General features: G+C 50.5%; 21 protein-coding genes. All 21 read left to right on the top strand.

The window, feature by feature from the left end:
• The first annotated feature begins 143 nt into the window (after positions 1 to 143).
• The 21 genes from WMO24_RS08490 (at position 144) to WMO24_RS08390 (ending at position 16,733) form a co-directional block, all read left to right on the top strand.
• Positions 144 to 389, top strand: a complete 246-nt coding sequence (locus WMO24_RS08490) for a hypothetical protein (RefSeq protein WP_055141793.1) — start codon at positions 144 to 146, stop codon at positions 387 to 389.
• A gap of 18 nt (positions 390 to 407) precedes the next feature.
• Positions 408 to 797: a DUF3846 domain-containing protein gene (locus tag WMO24_RS08485; protein WP_256191668.1), complete on the top strand. Its 390-nt coding sequence runs from the start codon at positions 408 to 410 to the stop codon at positions 795 to 797.
• Positions 798 to 808: 11 nt separating this feature from the next.
• On the top strand, positions 809 to 1,972 hold the full coding sequence (gene metK / locus WMO24_RS08480) for a methionine adenosyltransferase (protein WP_055141792.1): 1,164 nt from the start codon (positions 809 to 811) through the stop codon (positions 1,970 to 1,972).
• A 19-nt stretch (positions 1,973 to 1,991) separates the two neighbouring features.
• A complete protein-coding gene (locus WMO24_RS08475; RefSeq protein WP_055141791.1) occupies positions 1,992 to 2,957 on the top strand; it encodes a DUF3991 domain-containing protein in 966 nt (321 codons plus the stop codon).
• Between the two features lie 53 nt (positions 2,958 to 3,010).
• Positions 3,011 to 3,721, top strand: a complete 711-nt coding sequence (locus tag WMO24_RS08470; RefSeq protein WP_022265453.1) for a hypothetical protein — start codon at positions 3,011 to 3,013, stop codon at positions 3,719 to 3,721.
• On the top strand, positions 3,718 to 4,347 hold the full coding sequence (locus WMO24_RS08465; protein WP_022265452.1) for a transferase: 630 nt from the start codon (positions 3,718 to 3,720) through the stop codon (positions 4,345 to 4,347). The genes WMO24_RS08470 and WMO24_RS08465 overlap by 4 nt, the downstream gene beginning before the upstream one ends.
• 88 nt (positions 4,348 to 4,435) lie before the next feature.
• Positions 4,436 to 5,191 carry a DNA-methyltransferase gene (locus tag WMO24_RS08460; protein ID WP_349216004.1) on the top strand — a complete coding sequence of 252 codons (756 nt, stop codon included), beginning with the start codon at positions 4,436 to 4,438 and terminating at the stop codon, positions 5,189 to 5,191.
• A gap of 66 nt (positions 5,192 to 5,257) precedes the next feature.
• On the top strand, positions 5,258 to 5,596 hold the full coding sequence (locus WMO24_RS08455; protein WP_055141789.1) for a DUF7768 domain-containing protein: 339 nt from the start codon (positions 5,258 to 5,260) through the stop codon (positions 5,594 to 5,596).
• Between the two features lie 123 nt (positions 5,597 to 5,719).
• Positions 5,720 to 6,529, top strand: a complete 810-nt coding sequence (locus WMO24_RS08450; protein ID WP_256191669.1) for a DUF6329 domain-containing protein — start codon at positions 5,720 to 5,722, stop codon at positions 6,527 to 6,529.
• A 12-nt stretch (positions 6,530 to 6,541) separates the two neighbouring features.
• On the top strand, positions 6,542 to 6,850 hold the full coding sequence (locus WMO24_RS08445) for a plasmid mobilization protein (RefSeq protein WP_022265448.1): 309 nt from the start codon (positions 6,542 to 6,544) through the stop codon (positions 6,848 to 6,850).
• A 192-nt stretch (positions 6,851 to 7,042) separates the two neighbouring features.
• Positions 7,043 to 8,284, top strand: coding sequence for a relaxase/mobilization nuclease domain-containing protein (locus WMO24_RS08440; protein WP_372496204.1), 1,242 nt, complete (start codon positions 7,043 to 7,045; stop codon positions 8,282 to 8,284).
• A 31-nt stretch (positions 8,285 to 8,315) separates the two neighbouring features.
• The gene (locus WMO24_RS08435) at positions 8,316 to 8,558 is read left to right on the top strand and encodes a DUF4314 domain-containing protein (protein WP_308211535.1); all 243 of its coding nucleotides are present in this window, start codon (positions 8,316 to 8,318) and stop codon (positions 8,556 to 8,558) included.
• Between the two features lie 14 nt (positions 8,559 to 8,572).
• Positions 8,573 to 9,385 carry a PcfB family protein gene (locus tag WMO24_RS08430; RefSeq protein WP_070100429.1) on the top strand — a complete coding sequence of 271 codons (813 nt, stop codon included), beginning with the start codon at positions 8,573 to 8,575 and terminating at the stop codon, positions 9,383 to 9,385.
• Between the two features lie 21 nt (positions 9,386 to 9,406).
• On the top strand, positions 9,407 to 10,339 hold the full coding sequence (locus WMO24_RS08425) for an ArdC family protein (RefSeq protein WP_256192327.1): 933 nt from the start codon (positions 9,407 to 9,409) through the stop codon (positions 10,337 to 10,339).
• Entirely contained in the window at positions 10,336 to 10,473 is a 138-nt protein-coding gene (locus WMO24_RS08420) for a hypothetical protein (protein ID WP_178529120.1), read from the top strand. The genes WMO24_RS08425 and WMO24_RS08420 overlap by 4 nt, the downstream gene beginning before the upstream one ends.
• A 1-nt stretch (position 10,474) precedes the next feature.
• Positions 10,475 to 10,753 (top strand): hypothetical protein, encoded by a 279-nt coding sequence (locus WMO24_RS08415; protein ID WP_055141783.1) that lies wholly within the window; start codon positions 10,475 to 10,477, stop codon positions 10,751 to 10,753.
• A gap of 204 nt (positions 10,754 to 10,957) precedes the next feature.
• Positions 10,958 to 12,622: a VirD4-like conjugal transfer protein, CD1115 family gene (locus tag WMO24_RS08410; RefSeq protein ID WP_256192326.1), complete on the top strand. Its 1,665-nt coding sequence runs from the start codon at positions 10,958 to 10,960 to the stop codon at positions 12,620 to 12,622.
• A 58-nt stretch (positions 12,623 to 12,680) separates the two neighbouring features.
• Entirely contained in the window at positions 12,681 to 13,028 is a 348-nt protein-coding gene (locus WMO24_RS08405; RefSeq protein ID WP_082409003.1) for a glutamyl-tRNA amidotransferase, read from the top strand.
• An 82-nt stretch (positions 13,029 to 13,110) separates the two neighbouring features.
• Positions 13,111 to 13,932 (top strand): VirB6/TrbL-like conjugal transfer protein, CD1112 family, encoded by an 822-nt coding sequence (locus tag WMO24_RS08400; RefSeq protein WP_349216002.1) that lies wholly within the window; start codon positions 13,111 to 13,113, stop codon positions 13,930 to 13,932.
• 23 nt (positions 13,933 to 13,955) lie between these two features.
• Complete coding sequence (locus WMO24_RS08395) at positions 13,956 to 14,354, top strand: PrgI family protein (protein ID WP_055141780.1); 399 nt, start codon at positions 13,956 to 13,958, stop codon at positions 14,352 to 14,354.
• Between the two features lie 30 nt (positions 14,355 to 14,384).
• Complete coding sequence (locus tag WMO24_RS08390; protein WP_055141779.1) at positions 14,385 to 16,733, top strand: VirB4-like conjugal transfer ATPase, CD1110 family; 2,349 nt, start codon at positions 14,385 to 14,387, stop codon at positions 16,731 to 16,733.

Below are 16,733 nucleotides of genomic sequence, written 5' to 3'. Positions count from 1 at the left end.
TTTTGATCTGTTTATGCGCTGTCATTTTGGGCGGCCTTGTGTTCCTGCATATTCGTAACCGCAGGAAAAAATAGCGTAAGAACCAATCGGACGGGGCGCTGCGGAGCGCTCCGTCCCTATTTTTATCATACTGGAGGGATTGATTGAAAAAACTTGGACTTTTGGATGTGGTAGCCGAACAGCACCGCACCTTTATCTCCAACCTGCGTCTGCTGCCGGAACTCAAATGGGCGGCGCTTGGCGATCTGTACCGCCTGCCGGACAAGGAAAGATACCCTTTAAAGGAATGGGAAGAAGCGGTGTCTTATCTGTTGGGCTGCGAGGTGCATTTTGAAAACTATGAAGCAATCGGGAAAAGCCTCAAGCCCTTTTCCCTGCAAGTGAGGTGATCTGCCGGAATGTGAGTATTGCTTGTAGAACCGGGCAAAGCAGCCCGGCCTGTTGAGATGAAAAACGACCTTCATGAAATGCAGCAAATGGTAGGCGGACCCATTCAGGCACTTTATCCGTGGGAAGAACCGGTTGCTATTGTCTGCAATGACGAAGGAAAAAATATGGGGCTGCCGCTAAACCGTGTGCTGGAGAACTATGACATAATTGCGGGAGCTTTTTTTGTCTGTGGTATTCAGGGAGAAAACTTCTCCAGCCTGACTGAAAAACAAATGCAGAAGTATCAGCAGATGTTTTTAAGCCCTGAGAAATTCATCCAAACACCGGAAGGGCTTTTGTGTATCCGAATAAACCCGGTGGTAAGCCCAAAACCCAAAACCAAAAAGCCCCCGAATCATGAAAGATAAAGGAGAATGCCATGAATCAATTTTATACCGCCGAATCTGTTACGGAAGGGCATCCGGATAAGCTGTGCGACCTCATTGCCGACAGTGTGCTGGACGAATGCCTTTCCCATGACGCCCTCTCCCGTGTGGCCTGCGAAGTGATGGCTACCAGAGGGCAGATCATTGTCGCCGGGGAGATTACCAGCCTGTATGAACCTTCTATCCCTTCGATTGTCCGTTCGGTTCTCAGAAAAGTAGGCTACAATCCGGCCCGTTTTGCCATCCAGTGCCTCATCCATAAGCAAAGCCCGGATATCGCCGCAGGTGTGGACTGTTCGTTAGAGCAGCGAAGAAATGTGGATGGGAGCAGTCCCTCTCTGCAGCTCGGCGCTGGCGATCAGGGAATCATGGTGGGATATGCCTGTTCGGAAACCCCGCAAATGCTTCCTCTGCCGGTTGTGCTGGCACACCGTCTGACCAGCGCTCTCACCATCGCCCGAAAATCCGGTGCAATTCAAGGACTAAGGCCGGACGGGAAAGCACAGGTCACCGTGGAATATGATGAGGATGGAAAACCATTCCGGCTGGATACCGTTGTGCTGTCTGCCCAGCACAGCCCTGAAATCCCTGCCGATGAACTCTGCTTCGAACTGACGGATAAAGTGATTGCCCCTGCTTTGCAGGTCCTGCCACCGGATGAGGATACAAAAATTTTAATCAATCCAGCCGGAAGGTTTGTGCTGGGCGGCCCGGAAGCAGATACCGGTCTCACCGGACGAAAACTCATGGTGGACAGCTTCGGAGTGTTCGCGCCTCACGGCGGCGGTGCTTTTTCCGGTAAGGACGCCACCAAAGTGGATCGCTCCGGCGCATACATGGCCCGATATATTGCTAAAAACCTTGTGGCGGCGGGTTTGTGCGAACGGTGTCAGGTTACACTGGCTTATGCTATTGGGGCAGCCCAACCGGTGATGGTGGAAGTAGATACCTTTAAAACCGGAACGGTCTGCGCCGATGACTGTCTGGCAGATGCGGTAAAACTGGTGTTTGGGTTAACGCCTGCCGAGATTATCGCAAAGCTGGATCTGTTATCACCGAGATATACTGGGACCGCCGCCTATGGACATTTCGGCAGGCCGGAGTTCCCGTGGGAACGCACCGATCAGGCGAAAATCCTGCGGGCGGCTGTCATTTAAGTAAGAAAGGGGGATTCCCATGCCCGGAGTCACCGAAGAACAAATCACCGCTGCCAAACAGATGAGCGCCATTGAGTTTTTGCGGCGTTACCGTCCCGGACAACTGGTGAAAGCCGAAAGCCGGGGTGAGTTCCAGCTGAAAGAACATGACAGCTTTAAAATCAACGAAACCACAAGCCTTTGGCATTGGAAAAGCCGGGATGTCGGCGGCAAAAGCGCCCTTGACTATCTTATTAAGGTTGAGGGGCTGAAATTTGTAGAAGCGGTGCAGACCTTATGCGGGGAAAACCCCAGCTATGTTCCGCCTGTTTCCCAGCCGGAACAGCCGAAGGAATTTCTTTTGCCGCCGGCAGCGGAAAATAACCGCAGGGTGTTTGCCTATCTTTTGAAGCGTGGTATCGACCGCAAGGTCATCGAAGCCTGCATCCGGGCAGGAATCCTCTACGAAAGCGCCGACTACCACAACGCTGTGTTTGTTGGGAAGGACGAAACCGGTACTGCCCGGTATGCTTTTCTGCGTGGTACCTATACACGGGGAAACCCATTCAAGGCAGAGGTGTCCGGCAGCGATAAGCGGTTTTGTTTTTGTCTCCCGCCGAAAAGGGAAAGCAAAAAACTCGCCATATATGAAGCCGCAATAGAGCCACTCGCACATTTAACGCTGGAAGGGACAACAGATAAATGGCGGCTGTCCCTTGGCGGGATTTATGCGCCTGAAGAAGGAACACAGACAAGCCGGGATATGAAAAAACCCATTGCGCTGGACGCTTTTCTCGCCCGTCACCCGGAGATTGAAGAAATCGAAATCTGTACCAATAACGATTTTGCGGGAAGGTGGGCAGCCGATCATATTGAGAAAGCCTATCAGGGCAAGTACCGCATGGTCAGGAATCTTCCGGAAAAAGAAGGCTGCGATTATGCCGACCTGACAAAAGAAAGATACGAAAAACAGGCTGTCCGGCAAAGGGCAGCCTGTTCCCGTTAAAAGGAGGTTTTGCAATAGCGGATAAAGAAATTACACTCAAACTTTACTCTCCATTGACAGGAGATTTCCACGAAAATGAAATAGACGAGTATGGCTGGAACAATGGAGTATCCGATTATCCCACGCTGTTTGATGGTACGGATATGGTCTGCTATGAGGAAAGCATCCGCCCTGCTGTAGAACAGTATACCGGAAACCTCATGTCTTACTTTTATAAACAACGCAATCCCGGAATTAAAGAAAAGGTAATCAGCGCGATTCCTTCGATAGAAATTCGGAACGGAGAATTGATGGGCTGTACAACTGTCGTGCTGAAAGAACCGTTGGCTGACGAAGAAATGGAAGATTTGCAGGATTATCTGCATGGACAGTTTTCCGATGGCTGGGGCGAAGGCTTTGAGCAGCAGGAAATCCAGACTGACGATGGTGTGCTGTATGTTCATTTTGGAGAAGCAGAACCATTTTATTTTGAAGTAGAGCAGATGCAGCCTGCAGAACCCCTGAAAGAGCAGTTACCCCCTCATCGGCCAAAAATGAAATTGGTGGGACAGGACGGAAACATCTTTTCCATCCTCGGCAGAGCTTCCCGGCTGCTGAAGGAAAACGGACAGCCGGATCAGGCAAAGGAGATGTGTGACCGTGTCTACCAGTCCGGGAATTATTACAAAGCGCTTAATATCATTAGCGAATATGTGGAAACGGAATTATCGGAGAAAACTCATACGAAGTCGAAAAACGAAAAGGAACGAGGTGACGCCAGATGAATCAGAAATACGAGATTACCGACATTGTTCACCCGCAGTACCCATGGCTGCACCGTATTCGGGCCTTGCGGGATGTTCGTGAGGATGTCCATGCGGGAGATCTTGGCGGTTTCGTCCAGTCTGAGGAAAATCTCAGTCAGGAAGGGCAGTGCTGGGTTGCGAACAATGCTGTCGCCGCCGAGGAATCCTATATATCCGGTGACGCCATCATGTGGGATTACTCCTGCGCTCGTGGTTGTGCAGTCATTTCCGGAAAAAGCCGAATCGGTGGAGAAGCCATCATAGAAGATCATGCTATCGTAACCTCTGGTTATGTCCATGGAAACGTCCATATATCTGGAAATGCCAAAATCTTTGCGAATGCTGTTACCGGCGGAACCCCTGTAATCATGGAAAAAGCTTCTGTTTACGGGGAGCTTGGCGGCGAGATAGAGGTTCATGAACACGCAGTCATTCTGCCCGGAGTCGTAATTGATAACCCCACCATTGATGTGCTCCACATCCGGCCAGATGAAATTGTGGTGGAACGAAAATTCAAACGTGAGTCACCTGTTATTACTCCTCCTCCCGAATATCAACCGCACCCTCGTGCCTCTAAAAAGCGCAGCCGAGGGGAAGAACGATAAAAAACACTGTAATTTTTTTTTAGAAAGGAAGATGCCTCTGAACGAAACGAAAGAACTGGCTCAAATTGTTGACGAAACCATTCTGCCCATGGAACACAGCGGCGGGGATGGCTGGACGATTCTGCACGGGGATACCCTGCAGGTAATCCGGGCATTCAAGCCGCAGGTGTTCGACGCCATTATTACCGATCCGCCCTACGCTTCGGGCGGGTGGAAGCCAGCCGAGAAAAACCGCACCACCAATCAAAAGTACAGCAGCATGGACAAAGAAAACGCCCTGCCCGATTTTGACGGAGATCAAAAGGATCAGCGAAGCTGGACCAGATGGATGGCTGAATGGCTTTCTGACGCCAGAAAAGCCTGCAAACCAGGAGCGCCGGTTTGTCTGTTCATTGACTGGCGGCAGTATCCTTCTATTACCGACGCTCTGCAGTGGGCTGGATGGATCTGGCGTGGCTGTGCGGTATGGGATAAGATGACCAGCCGCCCCCAGAAAGGACGTTTCCGCCAGCAAAGTGAATACATCGTATGGGGTTCCAATGGTCCTATGCCGGTGAATAGACCGGTTGGCTGTTTGCCCGGTGTGTTCCGTTACGCCAATCCTCAAAACAGAATTCATGTGACGGAAAAGCCCTTGCAGCTCATGCGTGACCTTGTGAAAATCTGTGTACCGGGCGGGAGAATCCTCGATCCCTTCTGCGGAGCCGGAACTACCGTTCTCGCTTCCCGGCTGGAAGGATATGAAGCCGTAGGGATTGAAGTCACCGACGCCTATTATAAGCTGGGTTCCGACCGTGTGCGCTTTGCATTGGAAGCCGATTCGGAAGAAGAAACCTCCGAATAATCTCCAAGGCTATCCACGTGGATAGCCTGCCCCTTTATTCAATATATGAAAAGAAAGGAAATCACTATGGAAAAAGCATTTGCCTATGTGTGCGCCGCACCCGATGCCGCGCCCCGCCTGTTAAAACGCTACTGCCGCAAGATTTATGAACTGGGATATGTCCCGATCTGCCCGAAACTTTCGGACAGCCAGTACCTGCAGATGGAAAATGCCGATGAAAAACGGGAATTTCAAAATATTTCCCGTCAGAAACTGTGCCGATGCCGAATGCTGGTGGTATGCGGCAATGAGATCAGCAACTCCATGTCCGCTGAAATCGGTACAGCCGAAAAGCGAAATATTATCTGTACGACGCTGGAAGGTCTGGCAAAAATCAAGGAATCAGATGAACATGACGGGCTCTGATTCCAGCGTGGTATTTTCCCAGCCGGTGACTGGTTTTGCAAGCATAGCGTTTGGATATCCAAACGCATTTTGGGGAGAACCCCAAACCCCCGGCATCCAGCCGCCCATCGAATATAGAAAGAGGTGAGAAAACTGAATCAGAAACAATATGCTGCATTTGCGGCAAACGCCAAAACACTGGATAGCCTGCGCCGGAACGAGGTGAATTATGTCCCCGGCGTTTTTGAAGTGACAAAGGTCATCGTCTTGGGCAAAGAGGATTTTGAGAAGCTCTCAGAGGACGTCTCCCCGGAATATCCTTTCCTCAAGGATAACCGGGAACTGATGAGCGCCGATCCGGGCGGGCTGTTCCGCTGTCTGATGGTTAGGACCAAAGGAGAACAGGAATATATGCTGATTGCACAGGGGCGAAACAGCCTGTACCTTGGTTATGGAAAGGACTGCCGCAAAGTAAACCTGCAGGATGTACCAATGGAACACCTTGTGCTGGAAGAACCAAAAGCCTATCAGGAACACGCTGTATTTTACCACCGTCCCCATGATCTATCCGATATCAACGGTCAAAATCTAAGACATCCTGCACCAGAGCGCCAGACTGAGTTTCGAGTAGAACAGGTGGTGGTTTTGGCTGATGAAGAATATCGTCAGTTTCAGGAAACCAGATTTTTGCAAGATCAGATTTTCCTGTTTGATTACCAAGACAAGATGTGGTTCGATCCCGGCAGTCTCTGCTGGCACTGTGTACTGGTGAAAGGAGAAAACAGCAGGGACGGAATCCTTGTAGAATCAGAAGGATACTGTTATACCCGATACGCAGCTTTCGCTCCGGACTGCGGCAAGCTTCGCCTGCAGGATATCCCTGTCCATTACGAATATCCGGCTAAAGCGCCGGAGCAGAAGAAAAGCCGCAAAAGGAAAGTACCGGAGCGTTAAAAAGGAGTCCCTATGAGAAAACGAAATCACATCATCCCTCTTCATTTAAACAAAAAGGAACTGGCGCATCTGGAAACACAGGTGAAACAAAGCGGTCTGCCCCGTGAGGAATTTCTGCGCACCCTCATCATGGGAGCCGAACTGCGTGCAAAACCCTGCGATCACCATGCGGACCTGCTTCACAAAGTGGCAGGGCTTTGCAATAACGCCAATCAGCTTGCCAAGGTTGCGAATACTTATGGCGAAGCCAGCCAGCAGAGCGTGGAGGAAATGACCGTTATCGCCCGCCAGGTTTGGAAAGAAGTAAAGGAGAATTGGTAACCAACCTGCGGTTGGATGCAATTTGCGCACATAGCCAAGATATGAATTCGTCTAAGCTGCCCGCACCGAAAACTCAGAAAGGAGAAAACCGCTATCGCATATACCAGCGTTATCCCCGTCCACCGCCTTGATAACGCCATCGACTATGCTCTCGATGAGAAAAAATCTTCCCGTGCCGAAAACAGAGAATCGTTGGAAGGAGAAATCGATAAGGCTCTCAATAAAGACCAGTCAGAACAGGATCTGTTCCAGTCAGCCATCGGCTGTACCATAGACTCTGCCTTTGAGGATATGTGTCAGATCAAAAAGATATGGCATAAGGAAAAAGGCGTGCAGGGATTCCATCTGGTGCAGAGTTTTGCTCCCGGAGAAATCTCCCCGGAACTGGCGCATCAAATCGGAATGGAATTTGCGGACCGGCTGCTCGGCGGGAAATTTCAGGCGGTGGTCAGTACCCATCTCAACACCAAATGCATCCACAACCATATTGTGTGGAACTCTGTCTCCATGGAAAACGGGAAAAAGTACCGCAGCAATGAAAAAACCTATGTAACTGGGGTGCGGAAGATTTCGGACGAACTGTGCGTAAAGCACCGCCTTTCCGTCATCCATACAGAGAAATCGGAACGGGTAGCCCGTCCTTATGCCCTGTGGCTGGCCGAGCAAAACGGTACCTACACATGGAAAACACCCATCCAGAAAGATATCGAAGAAGCGATTGCCGCTTCCCTCACATGGAAGCAGTTCCTGCGGGTGATGGAAAAACAGGGCTATGCTTTCCGGTTTGACCGCAAGTACGCCACCATGATCCTGCCGGGTACCGGGCGCACCGTTCGTTTTAAAACCTTGGGAAAAAACTACACCCCGGAAGCTATCCAAAACCGCATCCTGTATCCTAAGCCTCCTCACCGGGCTGGGAAACAAACACCTCCTGCCAGCCGCTTCCTTATTCTTCTTGGAGAAAAGCCGCCCCGCAGAATTTCCGGCTTGCGGGCGCTCTACTATTCCTATCTCTACAAGATGGGGGCGCTGCCGAAAAAGCCCCGGTACCCAAGCTTTGCTGTGCGGCAAGATATCCGCAAGCTGGATCAGCGGATAGAACAGGCTGAATTCATTTTCAAAAACCATATTGAGGACCGCGGGCGGCTTCGTGCCATCCGTCAGAAAGCGGAGGATGAAATCGCAGTGCTTCTAAAAGAGCGCCAGAAGCTCTACCGTTATCAGCCAGATTCCCCGCAGATTGGCGTCCTCACAGAGGAACTCAAAAAGCTGCGGCATACCGTCAAGCTGTGCCGGAATATCGAAACCCATTCCATTGAGATGGAACAGCGCCTGCAGGCAGCACAGCAGGAAGAACAGCAGCGGCAGGAAAAGCAGACACAGGAAGAAAAGAACAAACAAACCCGAAATCGGGAAAATCAAAAAAGGAGATGATCCTATCCATAAAATTCCCACAAGAGAACAGGTGGAACTCATCCGCCGACAATATCCTGTCGGAACCCGCATCATCTTAAATCACATGGATGATTCGCAGGCTCCGCCTCCGGGTACAAAAGGCACCGTTGCCTATGTAGACGATATCGGGCAGATCGGAGTGAAATGGGATACCGGTTCCAGCCTGTCCCTGATTCCCGGCGTGGATTCCTTTTCTAAGGAACCTGCGCCGGAAAAAGCAAAACACAAACGCTCCAGCAGCTTGGAACGATGAAAGGAGAATGCTGACTGAACTACGGAAGCGATCCTGCCGACCAGATCGTCCGATTTACCCTTGAAGGGACCGAAGTAGCCCTCAAGCTGTCGGGACTGGCGGCGAAGAATTTTGCGCTGTTTGTTTATGCAGTGCTGAAAGACCAAAAGAAAACCCATGGCAAGACAAGGCTTGTCCGAATGCTTCGTGAGCAGCGCCCGTTTAAGTTTTTTAATCTGCCTGCAACGTACATGAAAGAATTTGTGCGGGAAGCCAAAGGACACGGTCTTTTGTATGTGCCCATCCGTAATAAACAAAAAGGCGATTACATCGAATTGGTGGTATTTGCGGATGACGCCGCTAAGATTCAGCGTATCTATGACAATCTCGGCTTGGATTATGTGAAAGCGGAAGCCGGAGAAGCCATTGTGGAGAAAGCGGTGGAACAGGAGAAGCAAGCTCCTGCCGCTTCCCAACCCGGCAAAACGGAAACTGTCCAAACCGAGCAGGGCGCTGTGGAATTCGAGGTGGGCGGCTTTGAAGATGACTTCAATATCAGTCCTGCCGGGCAGGGTGAAGCCGAAAATTTTACCATTGGCCGGGAGAAGGAATCAAAACCCCCGGCAGCGGAAAAGAGTCCGTCCGAGCCTTCCTTGCCCAGCAAAAACTCTTCGCCCGGCTTAACAAACCGTGAGCAGCCGGAGCAAAAGCCTTCGGTGAAAAAGGAACTGCAGGAGATCAAGCAGGAACAAGTGAAGAAAAAAGAGGAAAAGGCCAAACAGCAGGATCGTCAGCATCCTACTCCGGGCCATTCCCGTAAAAAGAAGAAAAAACAGAAAGGCAGGTAATGCAGTATCGATTTATCAAATTTGATCGGCAGAAAACAGGAAACTCAGCCTCAGCCGGAACAGCAGTACACCAAGGAAGAATATGCCTCCATGAAACAGGCTGAACGTGAGGACGCATGGGCAAAAGTGGATGCTCAGGCACAGGAAGTGTTCAAAGATGACGCTTCCATGAAGGGCTTCTTAGGTTTTATGGCTCAGTGTACCCCGCAGAGTACCCGCAACCTTCTCATCCTATATCATCAGAACAAGGAGATCACCCATCCCCGCACCTTTGATAAATGGAAGGAAGCCGGGCGCTCCATCCGTTCCGGTGAAAAGGGATACACCTTCTTTGCGGATCAGGAATATACCAAAGAGGACGGCACCATAGCGAATGGTTATACCATTACCAAAGCCTATGATATCTCCCAAACCAGAGGTCCACAGCCTCTGCCGCCGCAGAAACATCTGCCGGAAGAAATCATTGCCGCTATGGTAGAACAGAGTCCGGTTCAGCTTGCCATCTCGGATCAGCTTCCTCAAGGGGTACAGGCACAGTATGTTCCCAAACAGCATACGATTTTTGTCCGCAACGGGATGGATGAAACCACCACTATCTGCGCTATCGCACGTGAACAGGCCCATGCCAGCTTCGATACTGTCGGCAGCGGTTACTACCGTCAGGCGTATGCGGCACAGAGCTACTGTGCCGCTTATGTGGTCGCACAGCGGTGCGGGCTGGATACTTCGGCCTTCCGGTTTGACAAGGTATGCGAAAGCTGTGCTCAAATGACCCCGGAAGAAAAGCGTGGTTTCATAAGCGATGTGAAACGGGCGTCTTATTCCATTAACCGGGATATACAGCGCAGTTTTCGGGATTTGGAGCAGACAGTCCAGCCCGATGAGTTTTCGGTAGAAACGCAGAAGCCTGCCAAAACTCCCAAATCCAAATCGGAGAAGGAAACGGAACGATGAGAAAGCGAACCGCCGGAAGTTTTCCGTTTGTTTTCTTTTGTGCGGTAGCTTTCTGTCCGCCGCTGTGGTATGGTGAAGCTGAAGAAAATACAGAGAAAGGCAGGGATATCCTTGGAAAAACAACGTCTCTTTAAGATGGGAATGCTGGAAAAGAATTTTCTGGTCAAGGCGCTCTGCGACGCACAAAAATCATCCGGATCGGAAACCTCCGGCGAGGTGCAGAGCCTTATCAATAAAACCGTCAATGCGCCAAAGGGAAAGCTGTACCTGAGCGACACGGAATTCCAGTATGCGGCGCAGTCTTTAAATGGAATGCGCAACGCTTATCTGTCTGCGGGCAGAAGCAGCGGCGGGATTGACCGTGTTCTCGCAAAGCTCATGAGCAGTAAATATCGAAACGTGCCGGTTCGATAAGATTTAAGGTTACCCGTTACCCCGGAACCTGTGGGAATGGTTTTCCATAGGCTCCGGGGTTTCTTTTTTTATTTTGATCTGAAGAAAGGAAGGATATTTTTTGACTCCATTGTAAAACGAAAGAATCCATGGTGGGTATGGCTTCTGCCATTGCCCATCGTCTGGTGGGCAGCGCTTTTAGTGGCTGGAAGCTGGTCAGATGGAATGAGTCTTGTGGATCTGCTGGGAAAGCTTTCGGCAGCGATGAACAGTCCCTTTTCCATTCATTGGACGGATTATTCTCTTCGGTGCCTGTTTTTCTTTTCCCTTGGGTACGGGGTGATCGCCCTTGTGGTGACCTCCAACCAGAAAAACCGCCGCCGTGGAGAAGAACACGGTTCCGCCAAGTGGGGCGATGTGTTCCAAATCGCCAAGAAATACCGGGATAAAAAGAACCCGAAACAAAATCTCATCTTAACACAGCATTTCCAAATGGGGATGGATGGGTATCGGCACAAGCGCAATACCAATGTGCTTGTGATCGGCGGCTCCGGCGCGGGTAAAAGCCGATCTTATGCTATCCCGAATGCCTTAAACTGCGGCAGCTGTTCTCTGGTTATCTGCGATCCAAAGAGTGAAATCCTGCGAAAAACAGGCGGTGCGCTCAAAGCAAACGGATATGAGGTGCGAGTGTTTGATCTATTAAACCCCGACGCCTCCTTTTGCTATAACCCCCTTGCTTATGTGCGGGATGACAAGGATGTTCTTCGCCTCATCGAAACCCTCATCCAGTCGACTACTCCGCCCGGAGCACAGAGCACGGACCCTTTCTGGACGAAATCCGAAACAGCGCTTTTGCAGGCGCTGGTGCTGTACCTGATGCATGAAGCACCGCCGGAGGAACAGAACTTCGCCATGGTAATGGAAATGCTGGCGGCAGCGGAAGTCCGGGAGGAAGATGAGGAATATGAGTCTCCCTTGGATATCCTTTTCGCAAGGCTTGAAATGCGGGACCCGGAGAGCATTGCCGTGAAGCAATACCATGTCTTTAAGATGGGAGCCGGAAAAACTCTGAAATCTATTTTAATCAGTGTCGGCGTCCGCCTCTCTGCTTTTAATCTGCCACAGATCGCAAGGCTGACCTACACCGACGACCTCCATCTGGAAGAAATGGGCGAAAAGAAGATCGCCCTGTTCTGCTGTATCCCGGACAGTGACAAATCCCTCAACTACCTTGTGGGCATGATTTACGGGCAGCTCATTCAGACACTCTATTTTGTAGCCGACCGCAAATACAAAGGCAGGCTTCCTGTGCCGGTCCATCTGCTGATTGACGAAGCGCCGAATATCGCCCTGCCTACGGATAACTTCCTACCTTGGCTTTCCACCATGCGAAGCCGCAATATCTTCTGCAGCTACATCGCACAGAATATGGCGCAAATCAAGGCATTGTTCAAGGAACAGTGGGAATCGCTGGTGGGCTTGTGTGATGAGTTTCTCTACCTCGGCGGCAACGAGAAGGAAACCCACAAATATGTTTCCGAGCTCATGGGCAAGGAAACATTGGATACCAACACCTATGGTCACAGCCGTGGAAGAAGCGGCAGCTTTAGTGTCAACGACCAGCAGACAGGCCGGGAACTCTTAACGCCCGATGAAGTCCGAATGCTGGATAACCGCAAAGCCATTCTTTTTGTAAGGGGTGAAAGGCCCATGCTGGATGACAAATACGACCTGATGCATCACCCAAACATTCGCCTGACAGAGGATGGCGGCGCTGCGCCCTACGACTACACACATGCGAAGGACGCCGCAGACGATCTCGATTATTCCCCGGACCAGTATGAGGATTTCGAACTGCTGGAACCGGAGGATTTTCTCAAACCATAATAATTTACATGAAATTGGAGGAACGCTTCTGAATAAGTTTCTGAAAAAAATTGGTTCTTTGACGAACCGCAAAAAGGACAATAAACCCACCAATGCTCTGCCGCTTGGTAAAAAGGGACGCCTTGGATTTTCCAGCTATGCCGCTGTAGTATTGTGTGCCTGCTGCCTTTCCACTACTGCCTTTGCAGCCAGCGGCGATCCTCTCGGAGTAGTAAACAACCTTTCCACATTCATTTTCTCCCTGATTCGTGCCATCGGTATGATCCTGCTGGGCTGGGGTGTCGTACAGGTCGGCCTGTCCTTCCAGAGCCATGATCCCTCCCAGCGTTCGCAGGGTTTCCTCACCTTGGCCGGTGGGCTGGTAATCACCTTCGCCAAGGAAATCCTTGACCTTATCACCGCCTGATTTTCTGTTTTCCAGCAAAGGGAGCGTCCGCATTGGGCACTCCCTCATTTTTTCAGATAGGAGGTGACCAGCCGGAAACTGGATCATAGACAACTTAAATTCAGCGCTGGGTACATGGAATGACAAACTGGCTGAAATCTGGACACTGCTTACCCAAGACCCCGCCACTTTCAAGGGCGGCGGGATCTGGCAGGTTATGCTGGATATTAACGGGGCGCTGAAAGCCATTGGGTATGGTTTGCTGGTACTGTTTTTTGCGGTTGGTGTCGTTAAAACCTGCGGCTCTTTTACCGATGTAAAACGCCCGGAACACGCTTTAAAATTGTTCATCCGCTTTGCTTTGGCGAAGGCTGCTGTAACATACGGACTTGATTTGATGCTTGCTGTATTTAAAATCGTACAAGGAATCATTTCCACCATTATTACCCAATCGGGTTTGTCAGGAAGCAGCGGCACCACACTCCCGCAGGAAATCATCGATAAAATCAATAACGTAGGATTTTGGGACAGCATCCCTTTGTGGGCGGTAACCCTTTTAGGCGGTCTGTTTATTACAGTGCTGTCCTTTATCATGATTTTAACGGTTTATTCCCGTATGTTTAAACTCTATATGTACACAGCGCTTGCGCCTATCCCTCTCTCCAGCTTTGCGGGAGAGCCAACCAGCAATGTGGGCAAGAACTTCCTGCGTTCCTATGCCGGGGTATGTTTGGAAGGGGCCATCATCGCCCTTGCCTGTATCATCTTTTCCGTTATGGCGGCTTCTCCGCCAGCGGTCGATCCTAACGTCTCAGCGGTAACCGCCGTATGGAGTTATGTAGGCGAGCTCATTTTTAACCTTTTGGTTTTAGTAGGAGCTGTGCGGATGAGCGACCGGATCGTCAAGGAATTGTTAGGTCTGTAAGGCCGTGAAAGGAGTGAAGCAATATAGAAGTAAAAGTACCAAAGGAAATCCGGGATTATCAGGAGTCCATCTTTTTTGGACTTTCCACCCGACAGTTTATCTGTTCCCTGCTTGCAGTAGGGGTAGCAGTCGGTCTGTATTTTGGTTTGCGCCCGCTGATTGGCAGCGAAGAAGTTGGTTGGATGTGCATTCTTGGAGCAGCTCCATTCGCTGCCTGCGGCTTCTTTAAGTACCATGGGATGACCGCCGAACAAGTGGCATGGGCTTGGTTTAAATCAGAATTTCTGTATCCGAAAAAGCTTGTGTTCAAGTCTGAGAATCTCTACTACGAAGCCTTGAAAGATGCCATTGCAGAGGGCGAAAAGCCGCCACGCAAAAGGAAAAAGCGTAAGTTTCAGCCACCAGCTGGGAAAGAACAGTAACCTTTTTCATTTTTCGCACTGAAAGGAAGGATGCCTATTATCAAAACGCTTGTCAAAGCAACGAAATTAGAGAAAGAAAAATTCACCATCCCGAAGTCCGTACAGGATGCCATCCCTATCCAGCGCATCTGGCCGGATGGGATTTTTCAGGTAGGAAGCAGGTTTTCCAAAACCTTTTCCTTTACCGATATTAACTATCAAATCGCCGGAAAAGAGGACAAGACAGCGATGTTTCTCGATTATTCAGAGCTCCTCAATGCGCTGGATTCCGGAGCCAGCGCCAAGATCACCATCAACAATCGGAAAATCAATAAAGCGGAATTTGAGAAATCCCTGCTGCTTCCTATGAAAGAGGACGGGCTGAACCATTTCCGCAAAGAGTACAACGAGATGCTGCTCTCGAAGGTAACCGGCACCAACAACAGTGTGGTGCAGGACCGTTACATCACCATCACGGTAGCGAAGCGGAATATCGATGAAGCCCGCACCTATTTCTCCCGTGTGGGTACGGATCTGATCACTCATTTGTCCCAGCTTTCCTCTATTGGACGGGAACTGGACGCCGGAACCCGCCTGCAGGTGTTCCGGGATTTCTTTAAGGGCAATGAACCTGCCGCTTTTGCCTTTGATCTCAAGGAACAGATGAAAAAGGGACACAACTTCAAAGATTGGCTTTGCCCGGACAGCATGGAATTCCAGAAAGATCACTTCCGTCTGAACGACCGCTGGGGCAGGGTTTTGTATTTACAGGGGTACGCCAGCTATATCAAGGATTCCATGATTGCTGAACTCTGTGATATGGACCGCAGCCTCATGCTCTCCATTGACATTTTACCTGTTCCCACCGATGAAGCAGTAAGGGAAATCCAGAACAAGCTCTTGGGCGTGGAAACGAATGCGGCAAACTGGCAGCGAAAGCAGAACGCAGCCAATAACTTTTCCGCTGTCCTTCCTTACGACATGGAACAGCAGCGAAAAGAAACCAAGGAAATGCTGGACGATCTGACCAACAGGGATCAAAGAATGATGTTCGGTCTCGTGACCATGGTCCATCTGGCTGATACCAAGGAACAATTGGACAGTGACACAGAAACGATTCTTACAACAGCCAGAAAACATCTGTGCCAGATGAGCGTCCTGCGCTGGCAGCAGAAGGATGGGCTGGATACTGTGCTTCCTTATGGTTTGCGCAGAATCCAAGCCATCCGTACCCTGACCACCGAAAGCACCGCTGTGCTGATTCCTTTCCGAGCACAGGAAATCATGCAGACCGGGGGCATCTACTATGGGCAGAACGCTGTTTCCAAAAACATGATTGTAGCCGACCGCCGCAAGCTCTTAAACGGGAACAGCTTCCGCCTTGGTGTTTCCGGTTCCGGCAAATCCTTCAGTGCCAAAGAAGAAATTGTGAGCATTGCGCTGTCAACCAATGATGATATCCTGATTCTGGATCCGGAGTCTGAATTTGGGTTCTTGGTAGAAGCGCTTGGCGGGGAAATTATTCGGATTTCCGCAGCCTCCAACACCCACCTGAACGCCCTTGATATGGACAAAGCCTACGGTGACGAGCGCAACCCGCTGATTGAAAAATCAGAATTCATTCTCTCGCTGTTCGAGCAGTTAGTAGGGGCAGGCGGTGTGTCTGCCAAAGAGAAATCTATTCTGGACCGCTGCACCTATGATGTGTACCGGGAGTATATGGCAAACAATTATGAGGGTGCAGCTCCCACGCTGAAAGATCTGTACCATTCCCTCTTAAAGCAGCCGGAGCCGGAAGCCAGAGGGCTGGCGCTTTCCTCCGAGCTGTTTATCACCGGCAGTCTCAACACCTTTGCCCAGCACACCAATGTAGACACCAAAGCCCGCATCATCGCCTATGATATCCGTGAATTGGGCGAACAGCTCATGCCCATCGGGATGTTAGTCACCCTCGATGCGATTTTCAACCGTGTGATCCAAAACTGGAAGAAAGGAAAAACCACATGGGTATTTGCCGATGAGTTTTATCTGCTGTTTCGCTACCAGTACAGCGCCGATTTTTTCTACAAGCTGTGGAAGCGTATCCGAAAATATAACGGCCTTGTGACAGGGCTCACGCAGAATGTCGAGGAGCTGCTCCGTTCCGATACTGCCCGCCTGATGCTGGCAAACTCGGAGTTTTTGCTCCTTCTGAACCAGTCCTCCACCGACCGGGATGAACTGGCAAATCTGCTCCATATCTCGGACACCCAGCTTGGCTACATCACCAATGTATCTGCTGGCTGCGGTCTCATCCGCTGTGCTGGCAACATTGTACCGTTTGAAAACAGCTTCCCCCGCAATACCCGTCTGTACCAGCTGATGACCACCAAGCCGGACGAAGCACTGAGGGGGGTGTAA

This window comes from Ruthenibacterium intestinale, assembly GCF_040096265.1.
GTDB classification, from domain to species: Bacteria; Bacillota; Clostridia; order Oscillospirales; family Ruminococcaceae; genus Ruthenibacterium; species Ruthenibacterium komagatae.
Note: the sequence above shows the minus strand (reverse complement) of the source record. Positions and strands in the feature narration are given on the sequence as shown.